This is a genomic window from Marisediminitalea sp., assembly GCF_984433645.1.
Window position 1 is genome coordinate 1 of the sequence record NZ_CFIDRX010000021.1, and the last position, 26,153, is coordinate 26,153.

Annotated in this window: 25 protein-coding genes; 15 read left to right on the forward strand and 10 right to left on the reverse strand. The window is 48.2% G+C overall.

Annotated features, from left to right (window positions below; translation table 11 throughout):
- The 3 genes from nrdA to yfaE all read left to right on the forward strand — a co-directional run.
- Positions 1-1,575, forward strand: a 1,575-nt coding sequence (gene nrdA / locus AC4MRN_RS04745) for a class 1a ribonucleoside-diphosphate reductase subunit alpha (RefSeq protein WP_491202640.1), incomplete at its 5' end; no start/stop codon positions are given.
- Positions 1,576-1,639: 64 nt separating this feature from the next.
- The gene (nrdB, locus tag AC4MRN_RS04750; RefSeq protein WP_073324613.1) at positions 1,640-2,770 is read left to right on the forward strand and encodes a class Ia ribonucleoside-diphosphate reductase subunit beta; all 1,131 of its coding nucleotides are present in this window, start codon (positions 1,640-1,642) and stop codon (positions 2,768-2,770) included.
- Between the two features lie 3 nt (positions 2,771-2,773).
- On the forward strand, positions 2,774-3,046 hold the full coding sequence (gene yfaE, locus AC4MRN_RS04755; RefSeq protein WP_155014928.1) for a class I ribonucleotide reductase maintenance protein YfaE: 273 nt from the start codon (positions 2,774-2,776) through the stop codon (positions 3,044-3,046).
- 106 nt (positions 3,047-3,152) lie between these two features.
- Here the strand turns inward: yfaE and AC4MRN_RS04760 are convergent, their stop codons facing one another.
- The 4 genes from AC4MRN_RS04760 to dapA all read right to left on the reverse strand — a co-directional run bounded on the left by AC4MRN_RS04760 (position 3,153) and on the right by dapA (position 6,821).
- Positions 3,153-4,004 (reverse strand): DMT family transporter, encoded by an 852-nt coding sequence (locus AC4MRN_RS04760; protein WP_084526684.1) that lies wholly within the window; start codon positions 4,002-4,004, stop codon positions 3,153-3,155.
- A gap of 91 nt (positions 4,005-4,095) precedes the next feature.
- Positions 4,096-4,809 (reverse strand): phosphoribosylaminoimidazolesuccinocarboxamide synthase, encoded by a 714-nt coding sequence (gene purC / locus AC4MRN_RS04765; protein WP_073324616.1) that lies wholly within the window; start codon positions 4,807-4,809, stop codon positions 4,096-4,098.
- 14 nt (positions 4,810-4,823) lie between these two features.
- Complete coding sequence (gene bamC, locus AC4MRN_RS04770) at positions 4,824-5,927, reverse strand: NlpB/DapX family lipoprotein (protein ID WP_491202641.1); 1,104 nt, start codon at positions 5,925-5,927, stop codon at positions 4,824-4,826.
- 9 nt (positions 5,928-5,936) lie between these two features.
- Positions 5,937-6,821, reverse strand: coding sequence for a 4-hydroxy-tetrahydrodipicolinate synthase (gene dapA, locus AC4MRN_RS04775; protein ID WP_490401964.1), 885 nt, complete (start codon positions 6,819-6,821; stop codon positions 5,937-5,939).
- Positions 6,822-7,050: 229 nt separating this feature from the next.
- Here dapA and AC4MRN_RS04780 point away from each other — a divergent pair, with 229 nt between their 5' ends.
- Both AC4MRN_RS04780 and bcp read left to right on the forward strand, forming a co-directional pair.
- Positions 7,051-7,584, forward strand: a complete 534-nt coding sequence (locus AC4MRN_RS04780) for a glycine cleavage system transcriptional repressor (protein ID WP_073324619.1) — start codon at positions 7,051-7,053, stop codon at positions 7,582-7,584.
- A 3-nt stretch (positions 7,585-7,587) separates the two neighbouring features.
- Complete coding sequence (gene bcp / locus AC4MRN_RS04785; RefSeq protein ID WP_490401965.1) at positions 7,588-8,052, forward strand: thioredoxin-dependent thiol peroxidase; 465 nt, start codon at positions 7,588-7,590, stop codon at positions 8,050-8,052.
- Between the two features lie 50 nt (positions 8,053-8,102).
- Here the strand turns inward: bcp and AC4MRN_RS04790 are convergent, their stop codons facing one another.
- Positions 8,103-8,918 (reverse strand): SDR family oxidoreductase, encoded by an 816-nt coding sequence (locus AC4MRN_RS04790; RefSeq protein ID WP_490401966.1) that lies wholly within the window; start codon positions 8,916-8,918, stop codon positions 8,103-8,105.
- Positions 8,919-9,038: 120 nt separating this feature from the next.
- Positions 9,039-10,460, reverse strand: coding sequence for a serine hydrolase domain-containing protein (locus AC4MRN_RS04795; RefSeq protein WP_491202642.1), 1,422 nt, complete (start codon positions 10,458-10,460; stop codon positions 9,039-9,041).
- A 193-nt stretch (positions 10,461-10,653) separates the two neighbouring features.
- Here AC4MRN_RS04795 and AC4MRN_RS04800 point away from each other — a divergent pair, with 193 nt between their 5' ends.
- Positions 10,654-11,535: a dienelactone hydrolase family protein gene (locus AC4MRN_RS04800; RefSeq protein WP_491202643.1), complete on the forward strand. Its 882-nt coding sequence runs from the start codon at positions 10,654-10,656 to the stop codon at positions 11,533-11,535.
- 45 nt (positions 11,536-11,580) lie between these two features.
- On the opposite strand, the gene AC4MRN_RS04805 is transcribed toward AC4MRN_RS04800, so the two are convergent.
- The gene (locus tag AC4MRN_RS04805) at positions 11,581-12,648 is read right to left on the reverse strand and encodes an AI-2E family transporter (protein ID WP_370246033.1); all 1,068 of its coding nucleotides are present in this window, start codon (positions 12,646-12,648) and stop codon (positions 11,581-11,583) included.
- Positions 12,649-13,016: 368 nt separating this feature from the next.
- Here AC4MRN_RS04805 and bepA point away from each other — a divergent pair, with 368 nt between their 5' ends.
- Positions 13,017-14,489, forward strand: a complete 1,473-nt coding sequence (gene bepA, locus AC4MRN_RS04810; protein WP_370243525.1) for a beta-barrel assembly-enhancing protease — start codon at positions 13,017-13,019, stop codon at positions 14,487-14,489.
- A gap of 3 nt (positions 14,490-14,492) precedes the next feature.
- Here bepA and AC4MRN_RS04815 read toward each other — a convergent pair whose 3' ends face one another.
- Positions 14,493-15,008 (reverse strand): TlpA family protein disulfide reductase, encoded by a 516-nt coding sequence (locus tag AC4MRN_RS04815; protein WP_491202644.1) that lies wholly within the window; start codon positions 15,006-15,008, stop codon positions 14,493-14,495.
- A 44-nt stretch (positions 15,009-15,052) separates the two neighbouring features.
- Between AC4MRN_RS04815 and arsC the strand changes: the two genes are divergently transcribed.
- The 4 genes from arsC to AC4MRN_RS04835 are packed head-to-tail and all read left to right on the forward strand — an operon-like array spanning position 15,053 to position 18,365.
- Positions 15,053-15,406 carry an arsenate reductase (glutaredoxin) gene (arsC, locus tag AC4MRN_RS04820; RefSeq protein WP_073324625.1) on the forward strand — a complete coding sequence of 118 codons (354 nt, stop codon included), beginning with the start codon at positions 15,053-15,055 and terminating at the stop codon, positions 15,404-15,406.
- On the forward strand, positions 15,407-16,012 hold the full coding sequence (gene wrbA / locus AC4MRN_RS04825) for an NAD(P)H:quinone oxidoreductase (protein WP_491202645.1): 606 nt from the start codon (positions 15,407-15,409) through the stop codon (positions 16,010-16,012). It abuts the gene before it with no gap.
- 5 nt (positions 16,013-16,017) lie between these two features.
- Positions 16,018-16,437: a DUF2069 domain-containing protein gene (locus AC4MRN_RS04830; protein ID WP_073324847.1), complete on the forward strand. Its 420-nt coding sequence runs from the start codon at positions 16,018-16,020 to the stop codon at positions 16,435-16,437.
- Positions 16,410-18,365, forward strand: a complete 1,956-nt coding sequence (locus AC4MRN_RS04835) for a PKD domain-containing protein (protein ID WP_491202646.1) — start codon at positions 16,410-16,412, stop codon at positions 18,363-18,365. Before AC4MRN_RS04830 ends, AC4MRN_RS04835 begins: the two co-directional genes overlap by 28 nt.
- A 40-nt stretch (positions 18,366-18,405) precedes the next feature.
- On the opposite strand, the gene hda is transcribed toward AC4MRN_RS04835, so the two are convergent.
- Complete coding sequence (hda, locus tag AC4MRN_RS04840; protein WP_491202647.1) at positions 18,406-19,140, reverse strand: DnaA regulatory inactivator Hda; 735 nt, start codon at positions 19,138-19,140, stop codon at positions 18,406-18,408.
- A 3-nt stretch (positions 19,141-19,143) separates the two neighbouring features.
- Positions 19,144-20,577 (reverse strand): DUF2066 domain-containing protein, encoded by a 1,434-nt coding sequence (locus tag AC4MRN_RS04845; RefSeq protein WP_073324629.1) that lies wholly within the window; start codon positions 20,575-20,577, stop codon positions 19,144-19,146.
- Between the two features lie 426 nt (positions 20,578-21,003).
- Between AC4MRN_RS04845 and purM the strand changes: the two genes are divergently transcribed.
- The 4 genes from purM (at position 21,004) to fadE (ending at position 26,113) form a co-directional block, all read left to right on the forward strand.
- A complete protein-coding gene (purM, locus tag AC4MRN_RS04850; RefSeq protein ID WP_073324630.1) occupies positions 21,004-22,044 on the forward strand; it encodes a phosphoribosylformylglycinamidine cyclo-ligase in 1,041 nt (346 codons plus the stop codon).
- Positions 22,045-22,050: 6 nt separating this feature from the next.
- Positions 22,051-22,701: a phosphoribosylglycinamide formyltransferase gene (gene purN, locus AC4MRN_RS04855; protein ID WP_155014944.1), complete on the forward strand. Its 651-nt coding sequence runs from the start codon at positions 22,051-22,053 to the stop codon at positions 22,699-22,701.
- On the forward strand, positions 22,661-23,422 hold the full coding sequence (locus tag AC4MRN_RS04860) for a DUF3108 domain-containing protein (RefSeq protein ID WP_491202648.1): 762 nt from the start codon (positions 22,661-22,663) through the stop codon (positions 23,420-23,422). Before purN ends, AC4MRN_RS04860 begins: the two co-directional genes overlap by 41 nt.
- A 267-nt stretch (positions 23,423-23,689) precedes the next feature.
- A complete protein-coding gene (gene fadE, locus AC4MRN_RS04865; RefSeq protein WP_491202649.1) occupies positions 23,690-26,113 on the forward strand; it encodes an acyl-CoA dehydrogenase FadE in 2,424 nt (807 codons plus the stop codon).
- Positions 26,114-26,153 lie beyond the last annotated feature (40 nt).

Genomic DNA, 26,153 nt, shown 5'->3' on the forward strand with positions numbered 1-26,153 from the left:
CAACGCGCCGGTATCGGTGTGAATGCAGGTCGAATCCGTGCACTAGGCAGCCCAATTCGCGGTGGTGAAGCGTTCCACACCGGATGCATTCCGTTCTATAAATATTTCCAAACGGCGGTGAAGAGCTGCTCTCAGGGCGGTGTTCGCGGTGGCGCAGCCACGTTGTTCTACCCACTGTGGCACCTTGAAATTGAATCGCTACTGGTATTGAAGAATAACCGTGGTGTGGAAGAAAACCGCGTTCGCCACCTGGATTACGGTGTACAGTTCAATAAGCTCATGTACCAGCGCATGATGAAGGACGACTACATTACTTTGTTCAGTCCGTCAGACGTCCCAGGCCTTTACGACGCCTTCTTTGCCGACCAGCCCAAGTTTGAAGAACTGTACGTTAAATACGAACAGGACGAGTCGATTCGCAAGAAGCGTATCAAAGCCATGGAATTGTTCAGCTTGTTCATGCAGGAACGTGCCAGCACTGGCCGTATCTATCTGCAAAACGTTGACCACTGTAATACCCACAGCCCGTTTGATCCGGCTGTTGCCCCGGTACGTCAAAGCAACCTGTGTCTGGAAATTGCACTGCCAACCAAGCCGCTTGAGCACGTAAACGACGAAAACGGCGAAATTGCATTGTGTACGCTGTCGGCGTTCAACCTGGGTGCAATCAAATCACTTGACGAATTTGAAGAATTGTCAGACCTTGCGGTCCGCGCCCTGGATAGCTTGTTAGACTACCAGGACTACCCTGTTCCTGCGGCCTACAATGCAACAATGAATCGTCGTACGTTGGGTATAGGCGTTATTAACTTCGCTTATTACCTGGCGAAAAACGGCGTGAAATACTCAGATTTCAGTGCGAATGGTTTGGTTCACCGCACCTTCGAAGCCATGCAGTATCACTTGCTAAAAGCATCGGTTAACCTGGCTAAAGAAAAAGGCGCGTGTCCTAAATTCAACGAAACGACATACGCCAAAGGTATTCTGCCAATCGACACCTACAAGAAAGACTTGGACAGCGTATGTGATGAACCACTGCACCTGGACTGGGAAGGGTTACGCGCAGAAATCGTAGAGCACGGTTTACGCAACTCTACCCTGTCTGCTCTGATGCCATCTGAGACCTCATCGCAGATTTCAAATGCCACTAACGGTATTGAACCACCTCGCGGTCATATCAGTATTAAGTCCAGTAAAGATGGTGTGCTGAAACAGGTTGTTCCTGAGTACGAGCGTCTGAAAGACCAGTACGAATTGCTGTGGGATATCCCGTCTAACGATGGTTACCTGCAACTGTGCGGCATTATGCAGAAGTTTATTGACCAGACAATCTCTGCAAACACCAGTTATAACCCGTCTAAGTATGAAAACAGTAAAGTGCCAATGCGCTTACTACTGAAAGACTTATTAACGGCGTACAAGCTGGGTGTTAAGACCCTTTACTACCACAACACCCGCGACGGTGCTGCTGATGCGGCCCCTGCTGAAGCCAATCAGGCTGAAACAAAACCGCAGGCACAAGCGGTTGTGGAGACTGAAGATGACGATTGCGCAGGCGGCGCCTGTAAGATCTAATATAAAAATAATGCCCGGCTATGATGTCGGGCGATTTTTTGCGCTAGTGAAGTGATTTGAAACTATGAAATACACCACGTTTAATCAAGAAAAAACAAACCAACTTGATGAACCCATGTTTTTCGGCAAGCCGGTTAACGTTGCCCGATACGACCAGCAAAAACATTCGATCTTTGAAAAGCTCATCGAAAAGCAAATCAGCTTTTTCTGGCGCCCTGAAGAAGTCGATGTAAGTCGCGACCGGGTAGACTTTCAAAAGCTCAGTGAACCTGAAAAACACATCTTTATTTCTAACCTGAAATACCAGACATTGCTTGACTCAGTGCAGGGCCGCAGCCCGAACATTGCGTTTTTGCCAATTATCTCTTTACCAGAGTTAGAAACCTGGGTAGAGACGTGGTCATTTTTCGAGACCATTCACTCTCGCTCTTACACGCACATTTTGCGGAATCTGTTTGTTGATCCCAGCGAAATCTTCGAAGACATCGTGGACAACGAAGAGATCAAACGTCGTGCTACCGACATCTCTCGATACTACGACGATTTGATTTACGCGACCCAGCTTTGGCAAACACGCGGCGAAGGCACCTACGAATTAGACGGCGAGCCCTACGTTGTCACCATGCGTGAACTGAAGAAAAAAATGTACCTTTGCATGAATTCCGTTAATGCACTGGAAGCCATTCGTTTCTACGTCTCGTTCGCTTGTACCTTTGCTTTCGCCGAACGCGAACTCATGGAAGGTAACTCAAAGATTATTCGTCTGATTGCCCGTGACGAAAACCTGCATCTGACCTCAACCCAACACATTCTAAATCTGTGGGCGAAAGGCAAGGACGACCCGGAAATGGTCGAAATTGCAGAAGAATGTCATGAAGAAGCGAAAGCGATTTTCCTCAAAGCCGTAGAACAAGAAAAACAGTGGGCAGAATACCTGTTCCAGCACGGTTCTATGATTGGCCTGAACAAAGAAATTCTGTGTCAGTACGTGGAATATATTGCTAATCAGCGCATGTCTGCCATTGGTATGGGGACACCGTTCGACGTAACCAGTAACCCACTTCCATGGATGAACAACTACCTGGTGTCAGACAACGTTCAGGTAGCGCCGCAGGAATCTGAAATCAGTTCTTATCTGGTTGGTCAGATTGATTCGTCGGTCAGTGAAGACGACTTTGCGGATTTCGAATTATAAGGAATGACCAACAAGGACGATGAGCACCGTATCGATATTATCGATACGGTGACAATCACCTCGCAACCCAACAAAACCCTGTTAGAAACCCTTGAAGCGCATAATGTTGACGTGCAATACCATTGTCGCGAGGGGTTTTGTGGCGCATGCAGAACAAAAATACTGTCTGGCGATGTAGACTACACTACCGATCCCCTCGCCTTTATCGACGACGATGAAATCCTGCCATGCTGTTGTAAGCCAAACAGTGACATCACAATAAAAATAACACCCTGAACTTCGAATGTAGTCTGTTTGGGTGAAGGTGTTTACCCACAATCACATCTGCCTACTGGTGAAACCTGCGTCATCATTGCGGAACAAGAGAAGTAAAAAGGCGCGATCAGCGCCGCGCTTTTACCCAGATAACCAGGGCAATACCGCCCAACACGCAAATAGCACTGAGTAACATTCGATAAGTGATGGGCTCTTGTAATGCTCCCCACCCCATGATCATAGCAATCACTGGAACAGACAGCTGAATAGTTGCAGCTTTGAGAGCGGCGATATGCGGCAGTACAGAATACCAAATGGCATACCCTACACCCGACGCAATAGCGCCCGACATCACAGCGTACAGAATACCGGTAGTGTTGTGAAAACTAGCTGTCATGTCAGGCGCCAAAAGTACTAATAAGAGTAACGCCATTGGCGCTGCTCTTAGAAAGTTGCCTGCTGTGGCATCGGTTGGCGCCCCTGCAGTTTTCCCCATAACGGAATATGCTCCCCAGGCAACGCCTGCTATGGCCATTAATAACGCACTGCCTAGCGCGGGCACTGCACTGTTTGGCAATAACAACATAATAAGACCTGTGACTGCCAGTAAAAACCCCAACCATTGAGGCGCGGTAAGCCTTTCGCCCTTTAACACTCCCCAAATGAGCATGGTGATTTGTACGGAGCCAAACAACACCAATGCCCCTGCGCCTGCACTCATTGTAATATACGCAAACGAGAATGCGGCAGCATATACAAATAAAGCCAGCGCCATAAGCCAGTTACCCCGCGTAGGGAATGAGCGCTGCGTCACTGCCACAATAATCAGCAAAGTTGCCGCACCGCTCACTATTCGCCAAGCCGTAAAACTGGCCGGATCGATTGCGGTCTCAACCAGCGCCATACGACACAACAATGAATTAGCAGCGAAAGCCAGCATGGCCAGTGTTGCCATGGCACTAAGTTTGATTATATTCATTGGCGGTCGTCCTGATCTCATTGCTTATTTGAGAAACTGATAAAAAAATACCCGCAGATGCGGGTATTTAACAGTGTAATACGGTCAATGATTAAAGTGACAAGCCTAATCGCTCTGCAACTTCAATGTAGGTTTCAACCACTGAGCCCAACCCCTGACGGAAACGGTCTTTGTCCATTTTCTTATGGGTTTCTTTATCCCACAATCGGCAACCGTCCGGCGTGAATTCATCACCCAGTACGATGTTGCCTGCAGCGTCTACACCAAACTCAAGCTTGTAATCAACCAGGATCATGCCTGCTTCATCGAACATCGCTTTAAGTACGTTGTTGACTGCAAACGTAAGCTCTTTCATTTTGGCGATTTGCGCCTCTGTCGCCCAGCCAAATGACACAATATGGTAATCATTCACCATTGGGTCATGTAATGCATCGTTCTTTAGGAAGAACTCAAACAAAGGCGGATCTAGTAATTTACCTTCTTCTACACCTAAGCGGCGAACCAGAGAGCCGGCAGCAACGTTACGTACAACGCACTCAACTGGGATCATATCCAGTTTCTTAACCAGCGACTCAGTGTCAGACAGCAAAGCTTCAACCTGAGTAGCGATACCGGCTTCTTCCAGCTTGTTCATGATGAAGTGGTTAAATTTATTATTAACCTCGCCTTTGCGCTCTAACTGCTCAATTTTCTCGCCATCAAACGCCGAAGTGTCGTTGCGAAAATACAAAATCAGTTTATCGCTGTCGTCAGTCAGGTATACAGTTTTGGCTTTACCACGATAAAGCTCGTCGCGTTTTTCCATTGTGTGTCTCTTAGTTAAATGTCCAGGCCGTCTTCAGTCATTACCTGTTCAAAAGGTTTGAACAGCTGAGTCACCATTTTAGCATCAAATGGCTCACTCTCGTTATTCATAAACGTAATTGACGTTTTCTGACCCAGGTTAGTAATTTTTAAACGGTATTCATCGTAATCCAACAGCTGTGATTTATTGGAAGAAAACATGTTTTTCCACCAGCTTACCTGCTCGTCGGTATACTGTACGAAGATCAACCCGTTGGATTTGTCCAAATCCTTCACGTTGAAGCCAAGCTTACGCAGTACCAATTGAATACGTGGCCATGCAATGTCGTACTGAGAATCCACAACAAACGCTGGATTACCGTCTGCATCGAAGCCCATTTCCATATCCAGGCCCTGGCGGATCAACGCAATACGCTGGTTAGTTGCTAATTGATTTAAGTACTCGTAATGTCCGATAACACGGTTAAGTACAGCAACTTCATCACGGCGACGCTGCATGGATGTCAGGTCGCTCAGGCCAGTTTGGCCATGCTTGAAATCTTTTAGAGAAACAGAAAGTTGTGCAGTTCGGCCGTGAGGTTTCATTGCTAACTCGAACTCGTACCGACCGGTAGCCGGTGTCTCAGTATCAGATGACCAGTTAAACCAACTGCTTTCCTCATCTTTCTGATTCAGCACCATCCACCCGGTAACCAGTTTTCCTGTCTCCGGGTCAAAATTCTCAACGGCAACATTGCGGTCTTCAAGGTAACCAATGAGGGAATTCCAAATCGTTTTGTCTAACGCCTCATTATCTTTTACCTGGTCCAACAGTACAGTGGCGGCTTTGGAGCCGTCCTGAACGTGTGAACCACTCACCAGTGGAATAACTAACGACGGTGGGATCACTTCCAGATTGCGACCGATCATTTGTTCGCTGTCTGGTTGATTAACCGCAGGAATAGCAAAATCGTTACTAAATTCAGGGGCGTCTAAATCTGCAGGTACTTGCAAATGTGTGCGTTCGGTCGCTTTTACATAGGCATAGCTTCCCGACGCCGTTACGCGCTCTTGTTGTGAAGCACACGCTGTCAGAACAAGGCTGGCAATACCGCTTACCAAAGCCAGTTTTTTATTCATAATTATCTCTTATTCAGAAATGATGGCATATTCTACGAGTAACTCTTCGATGCTTTTTTGGCTCGCAAGTTCCGGTAAAACCATCGGCAATCGTAAAAATGGGCTTTTCATTAGTCCCATTTTATACAATGCCCACTTTGGCATCACTGGATTGGGTTCAATAAACAGTGCGGAATGCAGCTTTTCAATACTGGCATTAATGGTATTACAGCGATTGTTATCACCAGCCAGCGCTGCTTCACACATTTGTGCTATCGCGCGGGGGACGATGTTTGCCGTAACAGAAATAACACCATGGCCGCCTTCACACAGGAATTCTGCCGAGGAGCCATCATCACCGCTCAATAAGGCAAAGTCGTCGCCAACCAAAGCCTGAGTTGCTTTCAGACGCTCAATGTCACCGGTCGCATCTTTCAGACCAACAATGTTTTTGTGTTGAGCAAGTTCCGCCACTGTCTCCGGTAGCATGTCAGCTACAGTGCGTCCAGGAACGTTGTATAAGATAACCGGAATATCTGTTGCATCTGCGATTGCATTAAAATGCGCAATCATGCCTTTTTGCTGGGGCTTGTTGTAATACGGTACCACACTCAGGAAACCATCGATCCCCAACCCGGCCATTTGTTCGCTCAGGAAAATTGCCTCATCAGTGGAGTTCGCACCACTGCCGGCAATGACCTTTGTTCTGCCTGCAGCAGCTGCAACCGTGTGTTTCACTACTTCGATGTGTTCATCAAAAGGCAGGGTCGCAGATTCACCTGTGGTGCCTACAGACACAATACCATGAGTGCCCTGCTGGATATGAAACTCAACCAGTGCATGTAACGCCTCGTAATCGATTTGGCCGTTGTCATGCATCGGTGTAACTAGTGCAACGTAACTACCGGTAAACATAATCTCTCCACTTTTTTCGAGCGCACATGGTAATTGTCAGGCCGCATAAAAACAAGCGTTTGCCGCGATTCAATAGCCATTATTACACTAAAATATAGGCCAGCCGGACAATCTTGATTTTCAATAGTGCTTTGATTTAAAAATTCAATGGGAATTGTCCGCCAATCGGCCAATTCGACTTTGCAGGGTACTATGTTAGAATCGGCGCCCCACAACGTGAGTCGGGTTTATGAAACAACAGTTAATCGCCGTAATTTTAGGAACGGATCAGGTAGGTATCCTTAGTGATATCGCCACCCTGGTCAGTGAATCCGAATGTAATATTCTGGACAGTCGTCATGCCATCTATGGGCAGGAGTTTTCGTTGACCATGATCATCGAAGGGTCTCATACCGCCATTACGCGTGTAGAACTGAGCATACCCGAACTCTGCCAGCGTCGTGATCTGCTCTCCATTTTAAAACGTACTCGCGAGCACACTAAACAAAACCTGACTCATCTCTACGACGTCGAGTTCAGTGGTGTTGACAACCCCGGACAGATCCAGGCCGTGACGCGTTTCTTTGCTGACCAACAAGTGTCTATCAGCGCGTTCCGACAAACTACCGCGGTAGATGAAGACACCGGACACAAAATGATGCGCTTTAAACTGGTCGTGAATATTCCCGACGACGTTCATTTAGCGGAGTTCCAGTACCGGTTAGAATTGTTGTGCCAAGTGCTTCATCTGACGGGAAAAATTGTAGATAAACACAAAGGATAAACCATGAAAACGCTAGTAGCAGGCGATGCAGCGCCAGCATTTACACTTCCGAATCAAAACGGTGACAGTATTTCTCTGGCATCATTTCAAGGCAAAAAAGTACTGGTTTACTTCTACCCGAAAGCCATGACACCGGGTTGCACCGTTCAGGCTCAGGGTCTGCGTGATATCCAACAAGAACTCAAACAACACAATGTAGAAGTACTGGGTATTAGCCCGGATGCAGTAAAACGCCTACCGAAATTCATTGAAAAAGAGCAGCTGAATTTTACGCTTTTGTCTGACGAAGATCATGCCGTTGCAGATGCCTTTGGCGTGTGGGGCTTGAAAAAGTTTATGGGCAAGGAATACGACGGCATTCACCGTATCAGCTTCCTGATAGACGAAGAAGGCAACGTTGAAAAAGTGTTTGATAAGTTTAAAACCAAAGAGCACCATCTGGTCATTTTAAACTACCTGAATGCCTGATCACGTCATTTAATATTAAGCCGGTTATTACCGGCTTTTTTATGTCTGCTTCACGCAAAGACATGTTGGTTTTTCCGAAGAAAGGCTTCAAATGATGTAGGTTCACGCCCCAGAGCTTGTTGCACACCTTCTGCCCGCTTTTCATTTCTACCATCCAATACTTCCGTGAACAAATAATCCAACATTGAGATAGTCCCTTGGTCTACACCCAACCGTGTGAGATTGTCAGAAAATGCATTGGCCGAAATCGTGGTAAATTTAACATCGCGACCTAACACCCTGTTAAACAATGCGACCAGTTCAGCGAAGCTGTATAGCGTCGCCCCTGTTACTTCATACAGTCGATTCTGGTGTTTTTCGCTAATCATTGAGTCAAACACAATGTCTGCTATGTCATCCACGTCGACAAAGGGCTCTTTTACATCCCCAACCGGTAACGAAACGTCGCCGCTAAGCAAAAACTGAGCAAATAATCCTTCAGAAAAGTTCTGCATGAACCAAGAGGCGCGAACAATCGTCCATGACAATCCACATGATGCAACAATCTGCTCACATGCCTGCGCTTCTTCTTCGCCGCGTCCGGAAAGCAACGTAATATGCTCGACCTGTTGCTGCCGCGCTAATGTACAAAGGGTGCTGATATCTTCTTGCGCACCGGGCATTGCCAGATCTGGAAAGTAAGTAACATACACGGCTTTCACATTGCCAAATACTTCTGGCCAGTTTGATTTATCTTGCCAGTCGAACCGCACATCACCTGTGCGACTTGCTGCTTTAACCGGTTTATTTGCGGCTACTAATCTGGCAGTAACCCGCTTGCCTGTTTTACCTGTTGCGCCAATCACTAAATAATGGGTATTACTCATAGCTGCCTCCAAAGGATAATTGAGGATAGCCATGGTAAAGGTAACAGCCCTGCGCTTTACGATAATGCGTTCATAATCACCTGCAATTCGTTCACTTTGAGGTAATAAGATAACGTTCGGTTATTCTTTTACATCACGAAGGCCGTAATTCGTCACATGATAGTCACTGTTGAAATCAGCCTTAAACGAGAGCGCCCGTTCAAATTCGCGCTTCGCATTTGCTTCGTCACCGTTCAAATAATACACGTAAGCAAGGCTGTCAAAAGCTTGTGGCGCAGTGGGGTAAAAATGCCCAAGATAACCAACGATAGTCAGTGCAGGTTCCCCCTTTCCCGCTCTGGCCAGACTTAAGCCCGCTTCATTAATAGCTTTGCCCATAAAACTGGTATAACCATGCTGTTTATACAATTCAGCAAACCTGGCTTTGAAACCTTCATTACCCAACGTCTGATATTGTTGATACACAAAATGCTTAGCCGGTAAAGCAAACGGCATACTCTCGGTGTTGTTTGCCAATGCGACTATTCGGTTTGATATTCTTTCAGCTACCAGTTCATCACTGTTTGCAAGCGAAACGATAACCAGTTTCTTATTCCGTAATACGTCTACCGCAGCACTTACCCCAGTGCCGCCACCATAAGCGCCAAAATGTGGTTTGTCGCCGAAGTACCAGGTAAACGAAGAGGCTCGACGAACTAATAGGCGGTCGGTGAAAAATAACACCCGAAAAAACTGCAGTACGTCGTCTACCGTCGCCTCGATGCCACCATCTGGCCCCGACACTTCACGGAACTCTGTGCGCTCTTGTCTTTGTTCAAGATTAAACACATAGCGTTCAGACTGACAGGTATCGCCTTCAAGTCGATGCAATGACGCTGTTTTTGCCTGAACCGGCACAAAGATATTGTCATGTAACAATGTCCCAAAGGTTTTTCCGGATAAAGACTCAAGCGCTGCGCCCAATAAAATGTAGCCATAATTTGAATACCGCCGATCAGTACCGGGTTCAAATAACAGCGGTTTATTTCGGAGCAAGGCCACTTTCTTATCCAGGGTATCGTATTTAAGTGGGTTATCCATGTATTCCGGTACAAAGATATCGCTAAAACCCGCCTGATGTTTCAACAAATGGCCAATGGTTACTTTTTTTGCAATAACAGGATCCAGATCCAACCCTGCCTCTGCTAGCGTGGTGTCCAGAGTAAGTTCACCGCTCTCGATGTATTGCAGCACTAGCACCGCAGTATAGATTTTTGCTATCGAGCCAATGTTAAACCGCGTACAAGCCTGATTTTTAATGCCTGCGGCTTTATTTGCATAACCATATGACTTAAGCACTTTTTGACCGCGCTCATTGGCAATAAGCAAATTGCCGGAAAACCATCCGGCCTTTACGTAATCCTGGATTATAGCTGAACTTTGTTCGAGGAGTGCCGATGGCTCGATGCTGAGCGTTTGGGCCGATGAGGTTTGGTCAGCAACACATTGACTGCTAATACAAAACCAAAAAGCGAGGCCTGCCATGCGTGATTTTATTTTCATTTTTGCGTTCCTTTGCAGGTTTATACCGTATAGACAATGTGTTGCGATGTCATCACATCACAACAATGGGCAATGTAACCGTTGGCTTGCCGCCCGTTGAACTCTTTATTGGTTAATTTAAACTCAAACCCATTGATAATAACAACGAAAACAGCGCTATTATAAGTCTTGGTTTGTTCGGGAGAATCAAATTATGTGTGACGAAAAAACAGAGCGCGATGCCGCGCATTATGACAAAAAGCACAACACCATGGACCGCAGGCAGTTTAACACCCTTCTCGCTTTAGGTGCGCTAGGTACCGTACTCCCTCAATTTGCTATAGCGAATACTTCTTTGAACCGCCAACAAGTTATGGTTAACACTCCGGATGGTGTTGCGGATTGTCTTTTGGTTAGCCCATCAACAGGTAAACACCCTGCTGTCATTATGTGGCCTGATATTAAGGGGCGTCGGGAAGCGTTTGATACTATGGGCAGTCGATTAGCGGCAGAAGGTTACGCGGTATTAGTGGTTAACCCATTCTACCGTGACGTAAAAGGCGCAGCTCTACCGGACGGCATCGAATTCCCGGCACCTGAGGCCAGAGCTATTCTGTCTCCAATGCGTGCAAAATTAAATCAGGACGCTGTTGTTAGCGATGCAACGGCCTTTTTCCGCTTTTTGGACGAGCAGCCCAACGTAGATTCAACGAAACAGGGGGCCGTGATGGGCTACTGCATGAGTGGGGCCTTTACCATGTATGCTGCCGCGGCCCTGCCCGACCGTATCGGTGCAATCGCCAGTTATCATGGAGGTGGACTGGCGACCGACAAAGAAAACAGTCCTCACCTGACTGTTGCTGATTCAGATGCATTAGCTTTACATGCGATTGCGGAAAATGACAATGAACGCGCGCCGAATATGAAGCCCTGGCTTACAGAAGCCTATAAACAGGCGGGCATTGCCGCTGACGTTGAAGTGTACCCCGGCACATTGCATGGCTGGACACCACCAGACTCAAAGGTCTACAACGAAAAACAAGCGGAAATTGCCTGGGCAAAAACCCTGGCTATGTTCGAGAAAGGTTTGGTCTAAATTAGAAGAGTCAGGCTACCTGTGATGGCAGCCTGACCAACAGACTTAAGGTTCGGCCGGCACTTCGGGTGAGCTGGACCAGGCTGACACAACAGCTTTCACCAGCGTAGCCAGAGGAATGGCAAAGAACACGCCCCAGAAGCCCCATAAACCACCGAAAAACAACACGGCAACAATTATATAGAGCGGGTGTAAGCTAACTGCTTCTGAAAATAAAATAGGCACCAATAAATTCCCGTCCAGCGCCTGAATAATGCCGTAGGCGACCATCAGATACCAAAATTCAGGGGTAATCCCCCACTGGAACATAGCTACGACAGCAACCGGAATAGTCACCACCGCGGCACCAATGTAGGGGATCAGTACCGATAAGCCGACCAGCACACCCAACAACAGTGAATAACGCAAATCCATAATGGCAAAGGTTATACAAGACACCGCGCCCACAATGATGATCTCAATGACCTTACCGCGAATATAATTGGCGATTTGTACGTTCATTTCATTCCCCACCTGGGTAATCAGCCGGCGTTCGCGAGGCAGCAAGCGGGAAATACTGTCGGTAAAATACGGCTTGTCCTTCAGCATGAAGAAAACCATTAACGGCACCAGTATTAGGTAAATAAGCAAAGCGGCAACACTGGCAATTGAGCTGAACGATGCGGTTAACGCTTCCTGACCAAAGTCGACAAGGTGTTGATTCGCGCCTTCCATCATTTCATAAATTTGTGGGAACTGAACGTACTCCGGGTATTTGTCGGGTAAGGTTAACAACCAATCCTGGGCTTTTTGCCAGATATTCGGCAATTCCTGCACAAGACTCATGCTTTGTTTAGTTACAACGGGGACCAGCCCCACCATGAGCAAAACCATAATCGATACAAAGCAAATTAACACCAGACTGCAGGACAACGTACGTTTCATACCCAGCCGGGTTAACTGAGATACCGGCCAATCAAGCAAGTATGCGATGATCGCCGCTACGATAACTGGCATCAGCATGTTTCCCCAAATCACCAGAACAGCACTGGTAATTAAAATGAGGATCAACAGCATTGTGGCATCGGGATCTGAAAATTTGCGCTTATACCACCGCCCAAAAATACTTAACATGTAGACATCCTTTACGTACCCATCTTAGGGTTGATTACCTGTTCACTCGTTCGGCTAGTACACCTGAACATTGATATTATTAGAATTTTTAATTTAACACCGACATTTGAACGTTCAGCGGTAAGGGCCACTACTATACCCATAATCCCCAAACCACACTAGTTCTAATACGATGAATTCGCAATGCCGTCAGACAGCATTATTTTGCTGCAAGATGCTTGCTTGTGGAATTCGCTTGTGGTGTGATCTCAAACAGCTTTGTATGGTTATTTAACCGGCAAGTATATTAATTTAAATCACATTTTAGGGAACTGTCAGGCAAACCGTTGTCCAATATAATTGCAGTATTGGCCTTTGCCAGAGGAATCATGATTTCATCGTTTGTTTTTCGACGCTTTTTTAGTTTGGCACTACTCGCGACAGTGTTTGTTGCAGCAAATAGCAGTGCGCAATCCCTGGGTAGTGATAAAAATACGCTGCCGGAAATAGGTGTAGTGGCTTCAGAAGCTCTTACGCTGGATAAAGAAATATTGATTGGCGATGCCATCATGCGCCAAATGCGCGGACAGGCGCCGATCATTGGCGACCCGGTGATTAATGAATATATTCAGGACCTCGGCAATCGTCTGGTGCTGCAGGCCGACAATACGAAATTCCCCTTCCAGTTCTTTGTTATTAATAACAACGCCATGAACGCATTTGCCTTTTATGGCGGTCACGTTGGTGTACATACCGGTATCATAACGGCTGCCGACAACGAGAGTGAGCTAGCGTCTGTACTGGCACACGAGGTCACGCACGTTACCCAGCGCCATCTCGCACGCCGCGCTTTATCACAACAACGCAGTTCCCCGCTCGCGCTGGCCTCTATGTTCGGCAGTATTTTGCTTGCGATGGCAAATCCGGAAGCGGGTATTGCTGCCCTCTCGACGTCTCAGGCAATGTCAGCACAAATGGGTATCGATTACACCCGTTCAAACGAGCAGGAAGCCGATCGTATTGGCATCGACATTCTCTATGCGGCGGGCTTTGATCCTAAGGCCACTGCCAGCTTTTTTGGCAAAATGGCAGAGCAATACAGAATGAGCTCACGCCCACCAGAGCGCTTGTTAACTCACCCATTAACCGAAAAACGTATTGCCGATGCACGTATTCGTATGGATGGTTACCCCAATGTCAGGCTTGCGCCGAGTAAGTCGTTTCACTTAGCTAAAGCACGCATTCAGGCGCGTTATCAGTTTAAACCCGATTACGCATTGGAGTACTTTATTGCAGTAAACGACTCGGGTAGCTATCTGATAAAAGAAGCAGCTCAATACGGCTTAGCTGTTGCACTGTTCGAAAATGAAAAGTACGAGGAAGCGAAGACTATTAACGACGCCCTGATGCAAGGTGACAATGAAAACCTGTTTTATTTGGATTTGGCCACCGATATCGACATTGCACTCGGTAAGCCACAAGACGCCATTGCCATGCTTGAGCGCGTGTTGAAACAAAAGCCACGTAACAGTGTGGTGGTGCTTAACCTGGCAAACGCACTGGTGTCGTCGAAGCAATATACCCGTTCGATTGAAATCCTGCGTGATTATCTGCTGGTTCACCCCCAGGATGAGATTGCTTATCAAATCCTCACCGATGCCTACAAAGGCGAAAAACAGTACATGGGCATGCATCGCAGCAAGGCAGAACTGTTGGCGCTTTATGGCGCTTACCCTAATGCGGTAGACGAGCTGCAACACGCCTATAATTTTACCGGTGACAATCACCTGGAAAAGCAACGTATTCGGGCGCGAATTCAGCAATTTCGCGATGAACAGGAAAAACTAAAACAGATGCAGTAACCGCTACAATGACAATAACAACGTTGTCAGGCCCTGCTCTGTTTGCTCACCGTGGAGCGTTTTGACCAGCTTGCCGTCAGGCGAAATTATATAAGTTGTTGGTAACACAGAAGGCATAGGTACGGGCAGATTACTCACATCTTCGCTTGCTACGACGGGAAACCGAATCTGCTGGCGTTCAATCATAGCTTTTAACGCTTCAGCCGACAGATTATCGTAACTCACCCCTAGCAAGCGCGCCTCACCGTTTTGGAAATAAGCATTTAACTCAGGCAATTCCCGCAAACAGGGCGTACACCATTCGGCAAAATAATTGATCACGGTCCATTTTTCAGACTGCCAGTTCATTACGTCACCACCAACGGTTTGAAACGTAACTTCAGGCTCGCCAACAAAACGTTGTGCAACAACTCCTGCCAACATTGCAGCAATGGCTAATACAACGACCGCCGCTGTCTTTATTGATCCTCGCTGTTGCGTTTGTCGTTTAAAATCTGCGACAATTTTCAATTCAGTCAAGCCGATACTCCTTCGCGCTAAAAAACAGGATATGAGAAACGCACATGGCAGAATTAAAAATACTACACAATCCACGCTGTTCAAAGAGCCGTCAAACCCTGACGTTGCTTCAGGAAAAAGGTTATGACCCTGTTGTCGTTGAATATTTAAAACAACCGCTGAGCGAAGCAGAAATTCGTGAATTGTTCGCAAAGCTGGGGCTCGATGACGTTAAAAGCATGATGCGGGTTAAAGAAGCAGAATACAAGGAAGCCGGATTACAGCAAGCAGACACATCTGACGACGAACGCTTTGCGGCCATGGCGGCACATCCGAAGCTAATCGAGCGGCCTGTGGTTATTAACGGCGACAAGGCGAAAATTGGCAGACCACCTGAGTCTGTACTGGACATTCTCTAAATGGGGCCCGTTTTAATTCTGTATTACAGTCGACATGGTGCTACCGCGGCGCTAGCGAGAGCCATTGCACTAGGTGTAGAGTCAACTGGTGCAACGGCAATGCTGCGCACTGTGCCGGAGTTGGTCACCGTCGAGGAAGACGGAGAGCCCTCTACCGACCCGGCGTCGGGGCCACCTTATGTCAGTTTGCAGGATTTAAAAACATGCAGTGCGTTAGCGCTCGGCAGTCCTACCCGATTTGGTAACATGGCAGCACCGCTGAAACACTTTCTGGACAGTACCAGCAGCTTGTGGCTGGACGGTGCGCTGATCAACAAGCCTGCTTGTGTATTTACGTCCAGTAGCAGTATGCATGGGGGGCAGGAAAGCACCTTACTGTCGATGATGCTGCCACTGCTGCATCACGGCATGGTTATTAGCGGGATTCCCTACTCTGAGCCGGCGCTGCACAACACCACGGAAGGCGGCACGCCCTATGGACCAACGCATGTTGCGACAGGACACCAGAACAACTCTCTGACGCAGACCGAAAAACAATTGTGTATTGCACAAGGTAAACGCCTTGCTACACTTGCGACCTCGCTTTATCAAGGTAATTCAGTATGACGCCTATGGCACCCAACACGAAAAAATTCCGCTATCTGGCACTCGTTTGCACACTATCGTTGTTTGTCTGGGTGGTAAGTTGGCAACTTATTTTCACAACAACCGATCAGTATTCCCTGCAGTTTATATTCCTAATTTACGCCCTTCCCTTACTATTACCTATGTGGGGCATAGTAAAAGGCAAACCCTATACCCACGCCTGGGCGAACTTTATTGCGCTGTATTACTTAATGCACGGTTTTACCGTGTTATACGCTGAACCGGCAGAACGTTGGTTTGCCGTCATTGAGCTCTTGCTTGTGGTTGGTATGTTTACGGGTTGCAGCGTGTATGCACGTCTTCGAGGCAGGGAATTAGGCCTCGGTTTGAAGAAGTTAAAAGAGGAGATGCAGGAAGAATGCGACAGGTTTTCAAAGCGCTCGTAACCACATCCGCCACCCTTACTTTTACCTTGGGTCTTGCTGCCTGCGGCGGCAGTGGCGATAGCAATTCACCAACCAATTCCCCGGGTAACAGCAACCCGGATTTTACTCGCCTTTCTCCTGCTCTAACTGAAGATGGGCTGGCGATTTACGGTGACTTATCGGTAGACGTAAATACATCAGCAGGTTTTGTTGTCTTAGCGGATAATGGCGCTTCACTGACCGATATCACCTGGCAACAAACAGCGGGGCCGACGGTTACCCTGTTGTCCAGCCAATCCCAGGCGATTGGGTTCGACGTGCCTGAAGCCGGAGACTATAGCTTCACGGTGACAGCGACCACATCTACCGGCGATACGCGTTCAGCCTCAGTGTCCTTAACGGCTAATGGTAACAGCACAGACGATATTGTGAATTTGCGTTTGGATCACATGGCTACAGAGCGAGGCCGAATTTCTATTCGTGTCGACAGCCCGGCAAACAAAATCATTACCGCAACGCAATGGACTCAACTTGCGGGTCCAGAACCCGATGAAATCACGTATCAGGAAGACAGCACCAACGGTCCCTTCCGCTCGGCCTTTATGGAAGCACCTGAAGTATCGCGAGACGAGGTAATGGCGTTTCGCGTTACCGCAACCTTTGATGATGGCGCTACTGCAAGTGACGACGTGCTGATTGGTGTAAAAGAAGCGAGCATTGCAAACAATGGTATTTTCACCGGGATCGATATGTACGTAACAACGGATTTGCGTCCGTTTAATCAAACTTCGCCCTACGCTGACGCATTGCAGGCTTGCGTCTACAACAATACCGTCGAGAACAGCTGTGATTTCGATACATTGCCCCTCATCGGCATGGAAACGATGTCACCGAGCATTGACACTATCCTCGACCGTACCCTGGTTTCACACCATTGGATGGGTGAGCGATTCCGCGAATTTCTCACTCAATCTGCCGCCGCTGAAGACATAATTAAATTACTGCGTGGCGTCACTGCGATTGTTATTTCTTATGATGTCAGGCCCTCTTTTTATTGGGTCAGAACAGGGGCAATCTACCTGGATGCGCGAAATTTCTGGCGCACACCAGAAGAGCGCGACACACTCAATACCATCCCGGATTACCGCAGTGGCTTTGGCAACGAACTCCAGTTTGGTATTTACTGGCGCTATGTAAAAGACGGTGAGTACTACTACCCGCAATCCTCTCTGCCCGCCAGCAGCAGACAATCCAAAAGCTTTGTACAACTGGAAGCGTCTCTTGCATGGCTGATGTACCACGAACTGGCCCATGCTAATGATTTCTTTCCGCCTGCAAGCTGGGCAAGTATTAGTTCATCCAGTGACCCGCTCAGTCATTTTCAGCGCTTTGGCGCGCAGTCTTCCATTATGTCTGCTAACTACCCATTGCAATCGACCTTGCTGGAAGGTCTGGCTGAGGTGTCATTTGGCGGTGAAGAAGCCACTACGGCGCAAAAAAACACAACACCCTCGCAGGTTGCAGATGCGTTTAGCGCTGACATTGCACCAACCTATTACGCCTACTACACCGAGCGCGAAGATTACGCCATGATGTTTGAGCAGTTTATGATGCTCTATCGCATGAACGTCAGCGCTGACGTTGCCGTTATAGGCCGGGTAAACAATAACGATGCGCTTGTCACCTGGGGGCAGCGTCACCGTATCAATCAGGACACCCTGCAAGCGAGAACGGCATTTACGGTCGAACGCATCTTGCCAGAACTCAATGTAGCTGGTATTCAGGCCGAATTACCTGCTGTGATTCAAATGCCAGGCGGTCAATCATGGTTTGATTTAGTGCAATTGGAAGGTGACGGCGGTAAGCGTGAAACCACAAGTATTAACGGTAAAGCAACCACAGTCAGACCGCCATTGCGTATCCCTCAGTTTGAACGTCATTTGCATTAAGCACGTCATTAAATTGCAGCAACGCGAACTATTAGAGTGACTACTCTGATAGTTCGCGTTTAACCAAGGCTACCGAAATCTTTTTCTGTTCCTGCAAAGAACGCTGGTCCAGTCTGTCTAATAACGCCATTAAGCTGGGCAGATCCCGTTGACTGTGATTCAGCAAGTAGTGCAATGCTTGTTCAGTCAGATTCAAACCCCGTTGCAGTGCACGGGAAGACAGCACTTCACCACGTTCTTCATCGGTTAATCCCTGCAATTGAAAAGTAAGCCCGGCGCTTAACCGGGAGCGCAGGTCCGGTAGCAAAAACTCACTGTGTTGTGGGCCCAGCTGTGAAGCAAAAATTAGCAACCCTACCCGTGTTTCACTCACGCGGTTTATCAAATCAAAGACCGCTTCTTCCCAGGCTTCGTTACCGCGAATATGCTCAAGATTGTCCAGACAAATTACCGGCAATAGTTCAAGCGAATCCAGCACTCGGGGAGACAGGCCAATCAAGTCAGCACAGTTTAAATAAACGTGAGGAATTTCCCGCCCGGCAAGCTGATGACACACGGCATACAGTAAGTGACTCTTCCCTTTGCCATTCCCGCCCATCAGGTTAACCAAGGGAATGGAGGCCGCATTGAGAATAGTGAGCGCCGGTTCTTCACGCCAATCCGGGGAATGTTCCGCAACACAAGCCAGTAACGATACAACCTGCTCATTCGCCCCTGCCACAAAACTGGCAAAGGTTTCATCATCAGGTAATGTCACCGGCAAAGGGAGCTGCATAAGTTACTGGCTCCAGAAATAGTGCATGCCTTCCAGAGGCTGCCCAAATGCATCGCGTAGTGGCTGTAAACGATTATCCAGACTGAGTACCGCACGCAAATCACGCTCGCTACCCAACAAACGCAGACCAAACGTGCTTACTGTGCCTTGTTGACGAACTAACGTCACACTTTCCGTCACACTCAACGCTTGTAAGTACTGCTGCACGGCCACATATCCGCGTAGGTCGTGTAAATTACCCACAGACAGCTCAACTAGTTGTTCACTATCAGCGTCGGTTGGCAGGATGGCGTAGTTTTGCCCCAAATAATCGGCATAGCGATTAATTAACTGCGCTATCAGCTCATTCGGTTCATCGCCTATCAGGGTATCGTGAATGACTTCAGAAGACGCGCCATTGGCAGGGCCATAAAAGAAGTCCAGTGAATAGCGCCCTTTTTTTGCTCGAGCCGCCAGCGTGGAAAACTCTTCTTGTGTAAAAAGTGGTCCTTCATTGACGGGCTCTATGGTTTGCTCTGCAGAGCCAAATCCACTCGCTGCAAGTCTACTCAGCGCTTCGTTGCTTATGCCGTTAACGTTCTGCTCGCCCGAGACACTGTTTGCGTCGATTTGCTGAACGCCGCCTTCCGGTAACGTAAATAACGCCCCTTGTACGGTATTGTCACCAGCAGACGAAGTTGTGTCAGATAAAGTCGCCATAGGCTCTGCGCCCGATTCTGCCACCTGGATAGGTTGAGTACCATCTTCTACGGGTTGCGCGTCAGGCTCTGGGGTTGGAAATACAATTTCACGCGTGCGATTGCGGTATACCCGCGCACCCAATACAAAATCAACGTTATATCTTGCTGCCGCCTGGTTAAGTTGGCGCGGAAACAGCCCCCATACATCATAGGCATTAATACGCAGCGCATCATCAAGATCCATTAACGGCAGCGTTAACGGCACACCGCGAACGTCAGCCTGCAAACGCGCGGTAATGGTATAGTCGTTGGTCTGACCGTCATCAATAATGCGGCGTTCGCCTTGCTCATTTTCAACGGCCAGCCACAATAAGGCGTCGGGACGGCGGTCTCCCCAAATTGGCAAGCGTTCCCGAATCAACACAGATTCCAGCTGTTTGCGATCAAACTCAGCCACAAAATACAGCTGACCATTTTCTTCAGTATAACGATAAGCACGCAGATACCGGTTGGCATCATCCCGAATTGCCTGCAGAGCCTGATAGCCGCTAATGTCGCCCTGCCCGGTTAACTTTACTAATAACTGGCTAAGCGCCTCTCGCGTGGCCGCACGCTGTGTCCGACTGTTGCGATCGTCAACCGCGACCTTGCCGGTATTGATATTAATCGTTGAGCTTGCCTGACTGTTTAAAGCCATAACACCCAACAAGCACCCCAAAAACCAGGCGCCAAACGCATTCTTTGTTTTTGCAACCATAAACCACTTAAGCGAAATGCTTACTCCCTATCCCTGAACAGAGACCTGTCTGTTCGAAAGTGAGTCAGTACAAGGCGAAAATCGCCAGTTTGCGCGCGATTTGGATAAACCCCCAAAACGGCTCGAACAACACAACTCACTTCTGGTACCAACTGGTAAATTCAGTGGCAATAATCTCTGTATTGTGAGCTATTTAGATCTGATTTTCACCACAAATATGTGGATTACCGGTAACAAATTCGGCATATCTGACTACAAAACAATCAACCCGAGTCTACACGCCGCGTTGTTTACTGACAGTTTCAATTCGGCTATGCCAAACTTTTGCGTAAATCCATCCCTGCAATGGGGATTACGCATTGGACTTAATGGCGGATACTGGTAGAATCCGCGCATTCAAACCTGTCCACCTTAAAAGGCTTGCCCGTGACTGACAAAAATACCTCGTTGAGTTATAAGGATGCAGGCGTCGACATCGATGCTGGCAATCAATTAGTAGAACGTATTAAATCGGTAACCAAACGTACTCAGCGTCCTGAAGTACGTGGTGGTCTGGGTGGATTTGGTGCACTGTGCGCGCTTCCTGAAAAATACAAGCAGCCTTTATTGGTGTCTGGCACTGATGGTGTAGGCACGAAATTGCGTTTGGCAATGGACTATGCACGTCACGACAGCGTTGGTATCGATTTAGTTGCCATGTGTGTGAACGACCTGATTGTTCAGGGTGCTGAGCCATTGTTCTTCTTGGATTACTACGCAACCGGTAAGTTAAATGTTGATACTGCTGCCGACGTCGTTACAGGTATTGGCGCAGGCTGTGAACTGGCCGGCTGTGCACTGATTGGTGGTGAAACGGCGGAAATGCCGGGAATGTACCACGGTGACGATTACGATATTGCTGGTTTCTGCGTGGGTGTTGTAGAAGCCGCTGATGTCATCGATGGAACCACCGTTAAAGCCGGGCAGAAAATCATCGCCCTGGGTTCTTCGGGCCCTCACTCAAACGGCTACTCGTTAATCCGCAAGATCATTGAAGTAAGCGGTGCCGATGTTACGCAGCCGCTTGACGATAAACCAATCATTGACCATTTACTTGCCCCTACCCGCATTTACGTTAAATCAGTACTTAAATTACTGGAAAGCGTAAAGGTCTCTGCGATTTCGCATATTACCGGTGGCGGCTTCTGGGAAAATATCCCGCGCGTCCTACCTGACAATGCGAAAGCAGTTATCGACGGCAACAGCTGGGAATGGCCAGCCGTGTTTAACTGGCTGCAAACTAACGGCAACGTAACGACACATGAGATGTACCGTACCTTTAACTGTGGTGTTGGTCTAGTTATCGTTGTTGATGAAGCTGATGTAGACACAGCGCTATCTGTATTAAATGATGCCGGTGAAGATGCCTGGTTAATTGGTGGTATTGCTGACTTAGACGGCGATGCGCAAGTAGAAATTACAGAGTAAGTCCGAATGTCCAGTGCAATGCCCAACATCTGCGTTTTAATTTCTGGTAATGGCTCAAACCTCCAGGCCATCATTGATGCCGTTGCGGCGGGGAAAATACACGGCAAGATCGCGTGTGTCATTTCTAACCGCCCTGACGCCTACGGTTTAGAGCGGGCTGAAAACGCAGGCATTCCGGCGATTTGCCTGGACCACAAGGCTTTTGAAGATCGCGAAAGTTATGACGCCGCACTGATGGAAACCCTCGACAGCTACGCACCTGATTGTGTGGTACTTGCCGGGTTCATGCGCATCCTGACTGCCGACTTCGTTGATCATTATTTGGGTAAATTATTGAACATTCACCCGTCTTTGTTGCCTAAGTACAAAGGGTTAAATACGCATCAACGCGCCATTGACAATGGCGACGAAGAACATGGACTCAGCGTTCATTTTGTAACACCGGAGCTTGACGGCGGCCCCGTCATCATTCAGTGTAAGGTTCCGGTGTTCAGTGACGACGATGCAGGCACGCTGGCTCAGCGTGTGCAGGAACAGGAACGCCATATTTACCCATTGGTGGTACACTGGTTTTGCGGTGGCCGATTAACAATGAATAATAATAAGGCAGTATTAGATGGGAATGTGCTTCCAGAAGGTGGTTACGCAAACGATTAAGCGCGTTGCAGGCGTTGCACTGTTTGGCCTGATGGCTCAGGCCGCAATAGCATCGACAGAGCCTGCACATACCGCCAGTGATCTATTAAAACCCTTTGAAGCCGTGTATTACGCTTACAAATGGGACGACAACCTGGGCTCTGCCAAGGTATCACTTGAAGAGCTATCTCCCGGACTCTACTCGTTAACTTACCAATCCAAAGTGTCGAAGTTTTTCCTCTCTGACAAACGCTTTGAGCATTCAATATTTACCGTCGACGGCGACACTATTACGCCTCAGGAATATAATTACTCTCGCACAGGCACCGGGTCAGACAAAAGCTTACAGGTAACATTTAACCCCGGCCCCCCTGCGCTGATTAACATCTCTGACGATGACGAGCAAACCCAGATCAACTGGGCAAATGAATTCGACAACCAGCTTTACCGACTTGATCTGACCGTCAGACTTGCTCAAGGCATCTCAGCACTGGATTACCAGTTTATTAACTACCGCGGCCAGCAAAAACATTACGGTATTCTGGTACACGGCATGGAGCAACTGGATTTACCCTACGGCGCTATCGAAGCATTGAAAGTAGAAATTGAACGCGACTCAAGTTCTCGCGTCACCTATGCCTGGTTTGCACCAGACCTGAACTATCAGTTGGTTCGGTTACAGCAGTTTAAAGACGGTGATGAGCAAGGCGATTTAAGACTCAAAGCCTTCGCTGCCAAATAAGTTTTAGTGAAGCCTGTTCGACCTTGGTAAGTTGTTCACATCACTGGTCTGCAGGCTTGCTCCATATTTTTTCCAACTTTCGGTCATTCACATACTGCTGATTCACGGATAGTCCCGAGCACGTTTGTCTTCGGTTTTACCCCAGTACGTTATCTACTCCTCTTTTTTACGCAGCTTTAACACCGTTTTCACTTGATTTTTTCGCTATCCAGCGATAGCTTTAAACTATTCTGGTCAGACCTCAACAGGACACAATGAGGAGTAACAATGTCTGATTTAGTGTGGATACTGATAGTCTTGGTGGCGCTAGCCGTTTGTGCCTATCAACGATGTTCAATGAGCAACACGGTAATAACCGGCGCTTCCGCGCTGCTTATTGCTACCTTGTTTGGCAGCCTGGGCTTTTTTAGCTGGGTGCTCTTCGCGTTACTCGCGGTACCTTTCGTGGTTCCGTCTGTGCGTATTCCTTATCTCACCAAACCCATGCTGGCCTTCTATCGCAAAGTCATGCCTGAAATGTCGTCGACTGAACAGGAAGCGATTGATGCGGGTACCGTATGGTGGGATGGCGAAATTTTCTCAGGTCGTCCAAACTGGCATACCTTGCACGCCATTCCTAAAGGGCGCCTGACGGCTGAAGAGCAAGCATTCCTCGATGGCCCGGTTGATCGGGTTTGCAGCATGATTGACGAGTGGCAGGTAAACCACAAAGACGCTGACTTACCGCCAGAGGTATGGGCTTATCTGAAAGAACACAAATTCTTCGCCATGATCATCAAAAAAGAATATGGCGGCCTGGATTTTTCAGCCTACGCACAATCTCGAGTTATAGCAAAACTGGCTGGTACCAGCGCAGTGCTTTCAAGCACCGTGGGTGTGCCTAATTCATTGGGTCCGGGTGAGTTGCTTCAACACTATGGTACGCAAGCACAGAAAGACCACTATTTACCCCGTTTAGCAAACGGCGATGAAATTCCCTGTTTCGCTCTGACCAGTCCGGAAGCCGGCTCAGATGCTGGCGCAATTCCTGATCAGGGCATTGTTTGCAAGGGCGAATGGGAAGGTAAAGAAGTACTGGGTATGCGCCTGACCTTCGACAAGCGCTACATCACACTGGCACCTGTTGCGACAGTAGTCGGACTGGCATTCAAACTCTATGATCCAGACAAGTTGTTGGGTGATAAAACAGACATCGGCATTACCTGTGCGCTGATCCCCCATGACACTGAAGGACTGGACATTGGTCGCCGTCACTTCCCGCTTAACACGCCATTCCAGAACGGGCCGGTACGCGGTAACGATATCTTTGTACCACTGGACTTTATTATTGGTGGCGCAGACATGGCCGGTAAAGGCTGGCGTATGCTGATGGAATGTCTGTCGGTTGGCCGTTGTATTACCCTGCCCTCAACCTCTGCAGGTGGCGCGAAATCCTGCGCAATGTCGACGGGCGCTTATGCGCGTATCCGTCGTCAGTTTAAGATCCCAATTGGCCACATGGAAGGCGTAGAAGAAATGCTTGCCCGTATTGGTGGCAATGCCTACATGATGGATGCCGTTACCCGCTTGTCTACCGTAGGCGTGGATTTGGGCGAGAAGCCATCTGTTATCTCAGCGATTTGTAAATATCATCTGACCGAACGCTCTCGCACCGTTGTTAACGATGCGATGGATGTTCACGGTGGTAAAGGGATCATGCTTGGTCCAAATAACTATCTGGGTCGAGGCTATCAGGGCATGCCGATTTCCATTACCGTGGAAGGGGCAAACATTCTGACCCGTAACATGATGATATTCGGTCAGGGTGCGATGCGTTGTCACCCCTATGTACTGGAAGAAATCAAAGCGGCAGCCATTGACGATAAGGACGAAGCGCTTAAGGCCTTCGACAAAGCCGTGTTTGGACACATTGGTTTTGCAGTAGCGAACGCGGTTCGCAGTACTTGGTTTACGCTGACAAATGGGTACTTCCATCAGTCTCCGTTTAAAGACAGCACGGCGCGTTACTACCAGTTGCTTCAGGGCTACAGCGCCAACCTGGCGTTGTTAACCGACTTGTCTATGGGAATTCTGGGCGGCTCATTGAAACGCCGCGAGCGCTTGTCTGCTCGCCTGGGTGATTTGTTGAGTTACATTTACCTGGCCAGTGCGACCCTGAAACGCTTTGACGAAGAAGGTCGTCAGCACGAAGATTTACCGTTGATGCACTGGGCTATGCAAGATTGTATTTACCAGTTGGAAACCGCGCTAATTGACTTCCTCGATAACTTCCCTGTTAGCTGGTTAGGTAAAGTGCTGAAGTTGAAGCTGATCCCATTCGGACACCGTGTTTCAAAACCAAGTGACGTAACTGAGCACGAAATCGCTCAATTGCTACAAACACCTGGTTCAGCGCGCACGCGCCTGGGAGACGGTCAATATCTAACTCGTGAACCTGGCAGCCTGCCTGGAGAACTGGAGCAAACACTGGACGATGTACTGGCCTCTGAGCCTGTTTTCGACAAGGTTTGCAAAGCATTGGGTGAGAAGCGTCAGTTTACTCAGCTCGACAAGCTTGCCGATATCGCCCTTGAGAAGGATTTGATAACGGAAGAAGAAGCTGAGTTGCTTCGCCGGACCGAAAAAGGCCGGGCGAAGATCATTGCCGTTGACGACTTTGATCACGAAGAACTGGTGGCCGCTATCCGTTAACGAGCAAAGCCTCAATCCAAAAACGCAAAAGGAAGCCAAA

Bases quoted from the DNA above. Each gene is read 5' to 3' on its own strand.
- AC4MRN_RS04760 (WP_084526684.1), bottom strand. From the start codon at position 4,004: ATGAATATAATCAAACTTAGTGCCATGGCAACACTGGCCATGCTGGCT.
- nrdB (WP_073324613.1), top strand. From the start codon at position 1,640: ATGAAATACACCACGTTTAATCAAGAAAAAACAAACCAACTTGATGAA.
- bamC (WP_491202641.1), bottom strand. From the start codon at position 5,927: ATGAATAAAAAACTGGCTTTGGTAAGCGGTATTGCCAGCCTTGTTCTG.
- bepA (WP_370243525.1), top strand. From the start codon at position 13,017: ATGATTTCATCGTTTGTTTTTCGACGCTTTTTTAGTTTGGCACTACTC.
- AC4MRN_RS04830 (WP_073324847.1), top strand. From the start codon at position 16,018: ATGGCACCCAACACGAAAAAATTCCGCTATCTGGCACTCGTTTGCACA.
- AC4MRN_RS04845 (WP_073324629.1), bottom strand. From the start codon at position 20,577: ATGGTTGCAAAAACAAAGAATGCGTTTGGCGCCTGGTTTTTGGGGTGC.
- hda (WP_491202647.1), bottom strand. From the start codon at position 19,140: ATGCAGCTCCCTTTGCCGGTGACATTACCTGATGATGAAACCTTTGCC.
- fadE (WP_491202649.1), top strand. From the start codon at position 23,690: ATGTCTGATTTAGTGTGGATACTGATAGTCTTGGTGGCGCTAGCCGTT.
- AC4MRN_RS04800 (WP_491202643.1), top strand. From the start codon at position 10,654: ATGTGTGACGAAAAAACAGAGCGCGATGCCGCGCATTATGACAAAAAG.
- purN (WP_155014944.1), top strand. From the start codon at position 22,051: ATGTCCAGTGCAATGCCCAACATCTGCGTTTTAATTTCTGGTAATGGC.
- yfaE (WP_155014928.1), top strand. From the start codon at position 2,774: ATGACCAACAAGGACGATGAGCACCGTATCGATATTATCGATACGGTG.
- bcp (WP_490401965.1), top strand. From the start codon at position 7,588: ATGAAAACGCTAGTAGCAGGCGATGCAGCGCCAGCATTTACACTTCCG.
- AC4MRN_RS04780 (WP_073324619.1), top strand. From the start codon at position 7,051: ATGAAACAACAGTTAATCGCCGTAATTTTAGGAACGGATCAGGTAGGT.
- wrbA (WP_491202645.1), top strand. From the start codon at position 15,407: ATGGGGCCCGTTTTAATTCTGTATTACAGTCGACATGGTGCTACCGCG.
- AC4MRN_RS04805 (WP_370246033.1), bottom strand. From the start codon at position 12,648: ATGTTAAGTATTTTTGGGCGGTGGTATAAGCGCAAATTTTCAGATCCC.
- AC4MRN_RS04795 (WP_491202642.1), bottom strand. From the start codon at position 10,460: ATGAAAATAAAATCACGCATGGCAGGCCTCGCTTTTTGGTTTTGTATT.
- AC4MRN_RS04790 (WP_490401966.1), bottom strand. From the start codon at position 8,918: ATGAGTAATACCCATTATTTAGTGATTGGCGCAACAGGTAAAACAGGC.
- AC4MRN_RS04860 (WP_491202648.1), top strand. From the start codon at position 22,661: ATGGGAATGTGCTTCCAGAAGGTGGTTACGCAAACGATTAAGCGCGTT.
- AC4MRN_RS04835 (WP_491202646.1), top strand. From the start codon at position 16,410: ATGCGACAGGTTTTCAAAGCGCTCGTAACCACATCCGCCACCCTTACT.
- arsC (WP_073324625.1), top strand. From the start codon at position 15,053: ATGGCAGAATTAAAAATACTACACAATCCACGCTGTTCAAAGAGCCGT.
- purC (WP_073324616.1), bottom strand. From the start codon at position 4,809: ATGGAAAAACGCGACGAGCTTTATCGTGGTAAAGCCAAAACTGTATAC.
- dapA (WP_490401964.1), bottom strand. From the start codon at position 6,821: ATGTTTACCGGTAGTTACGTTGCACTAGTTACACCGATGCATGACAAC.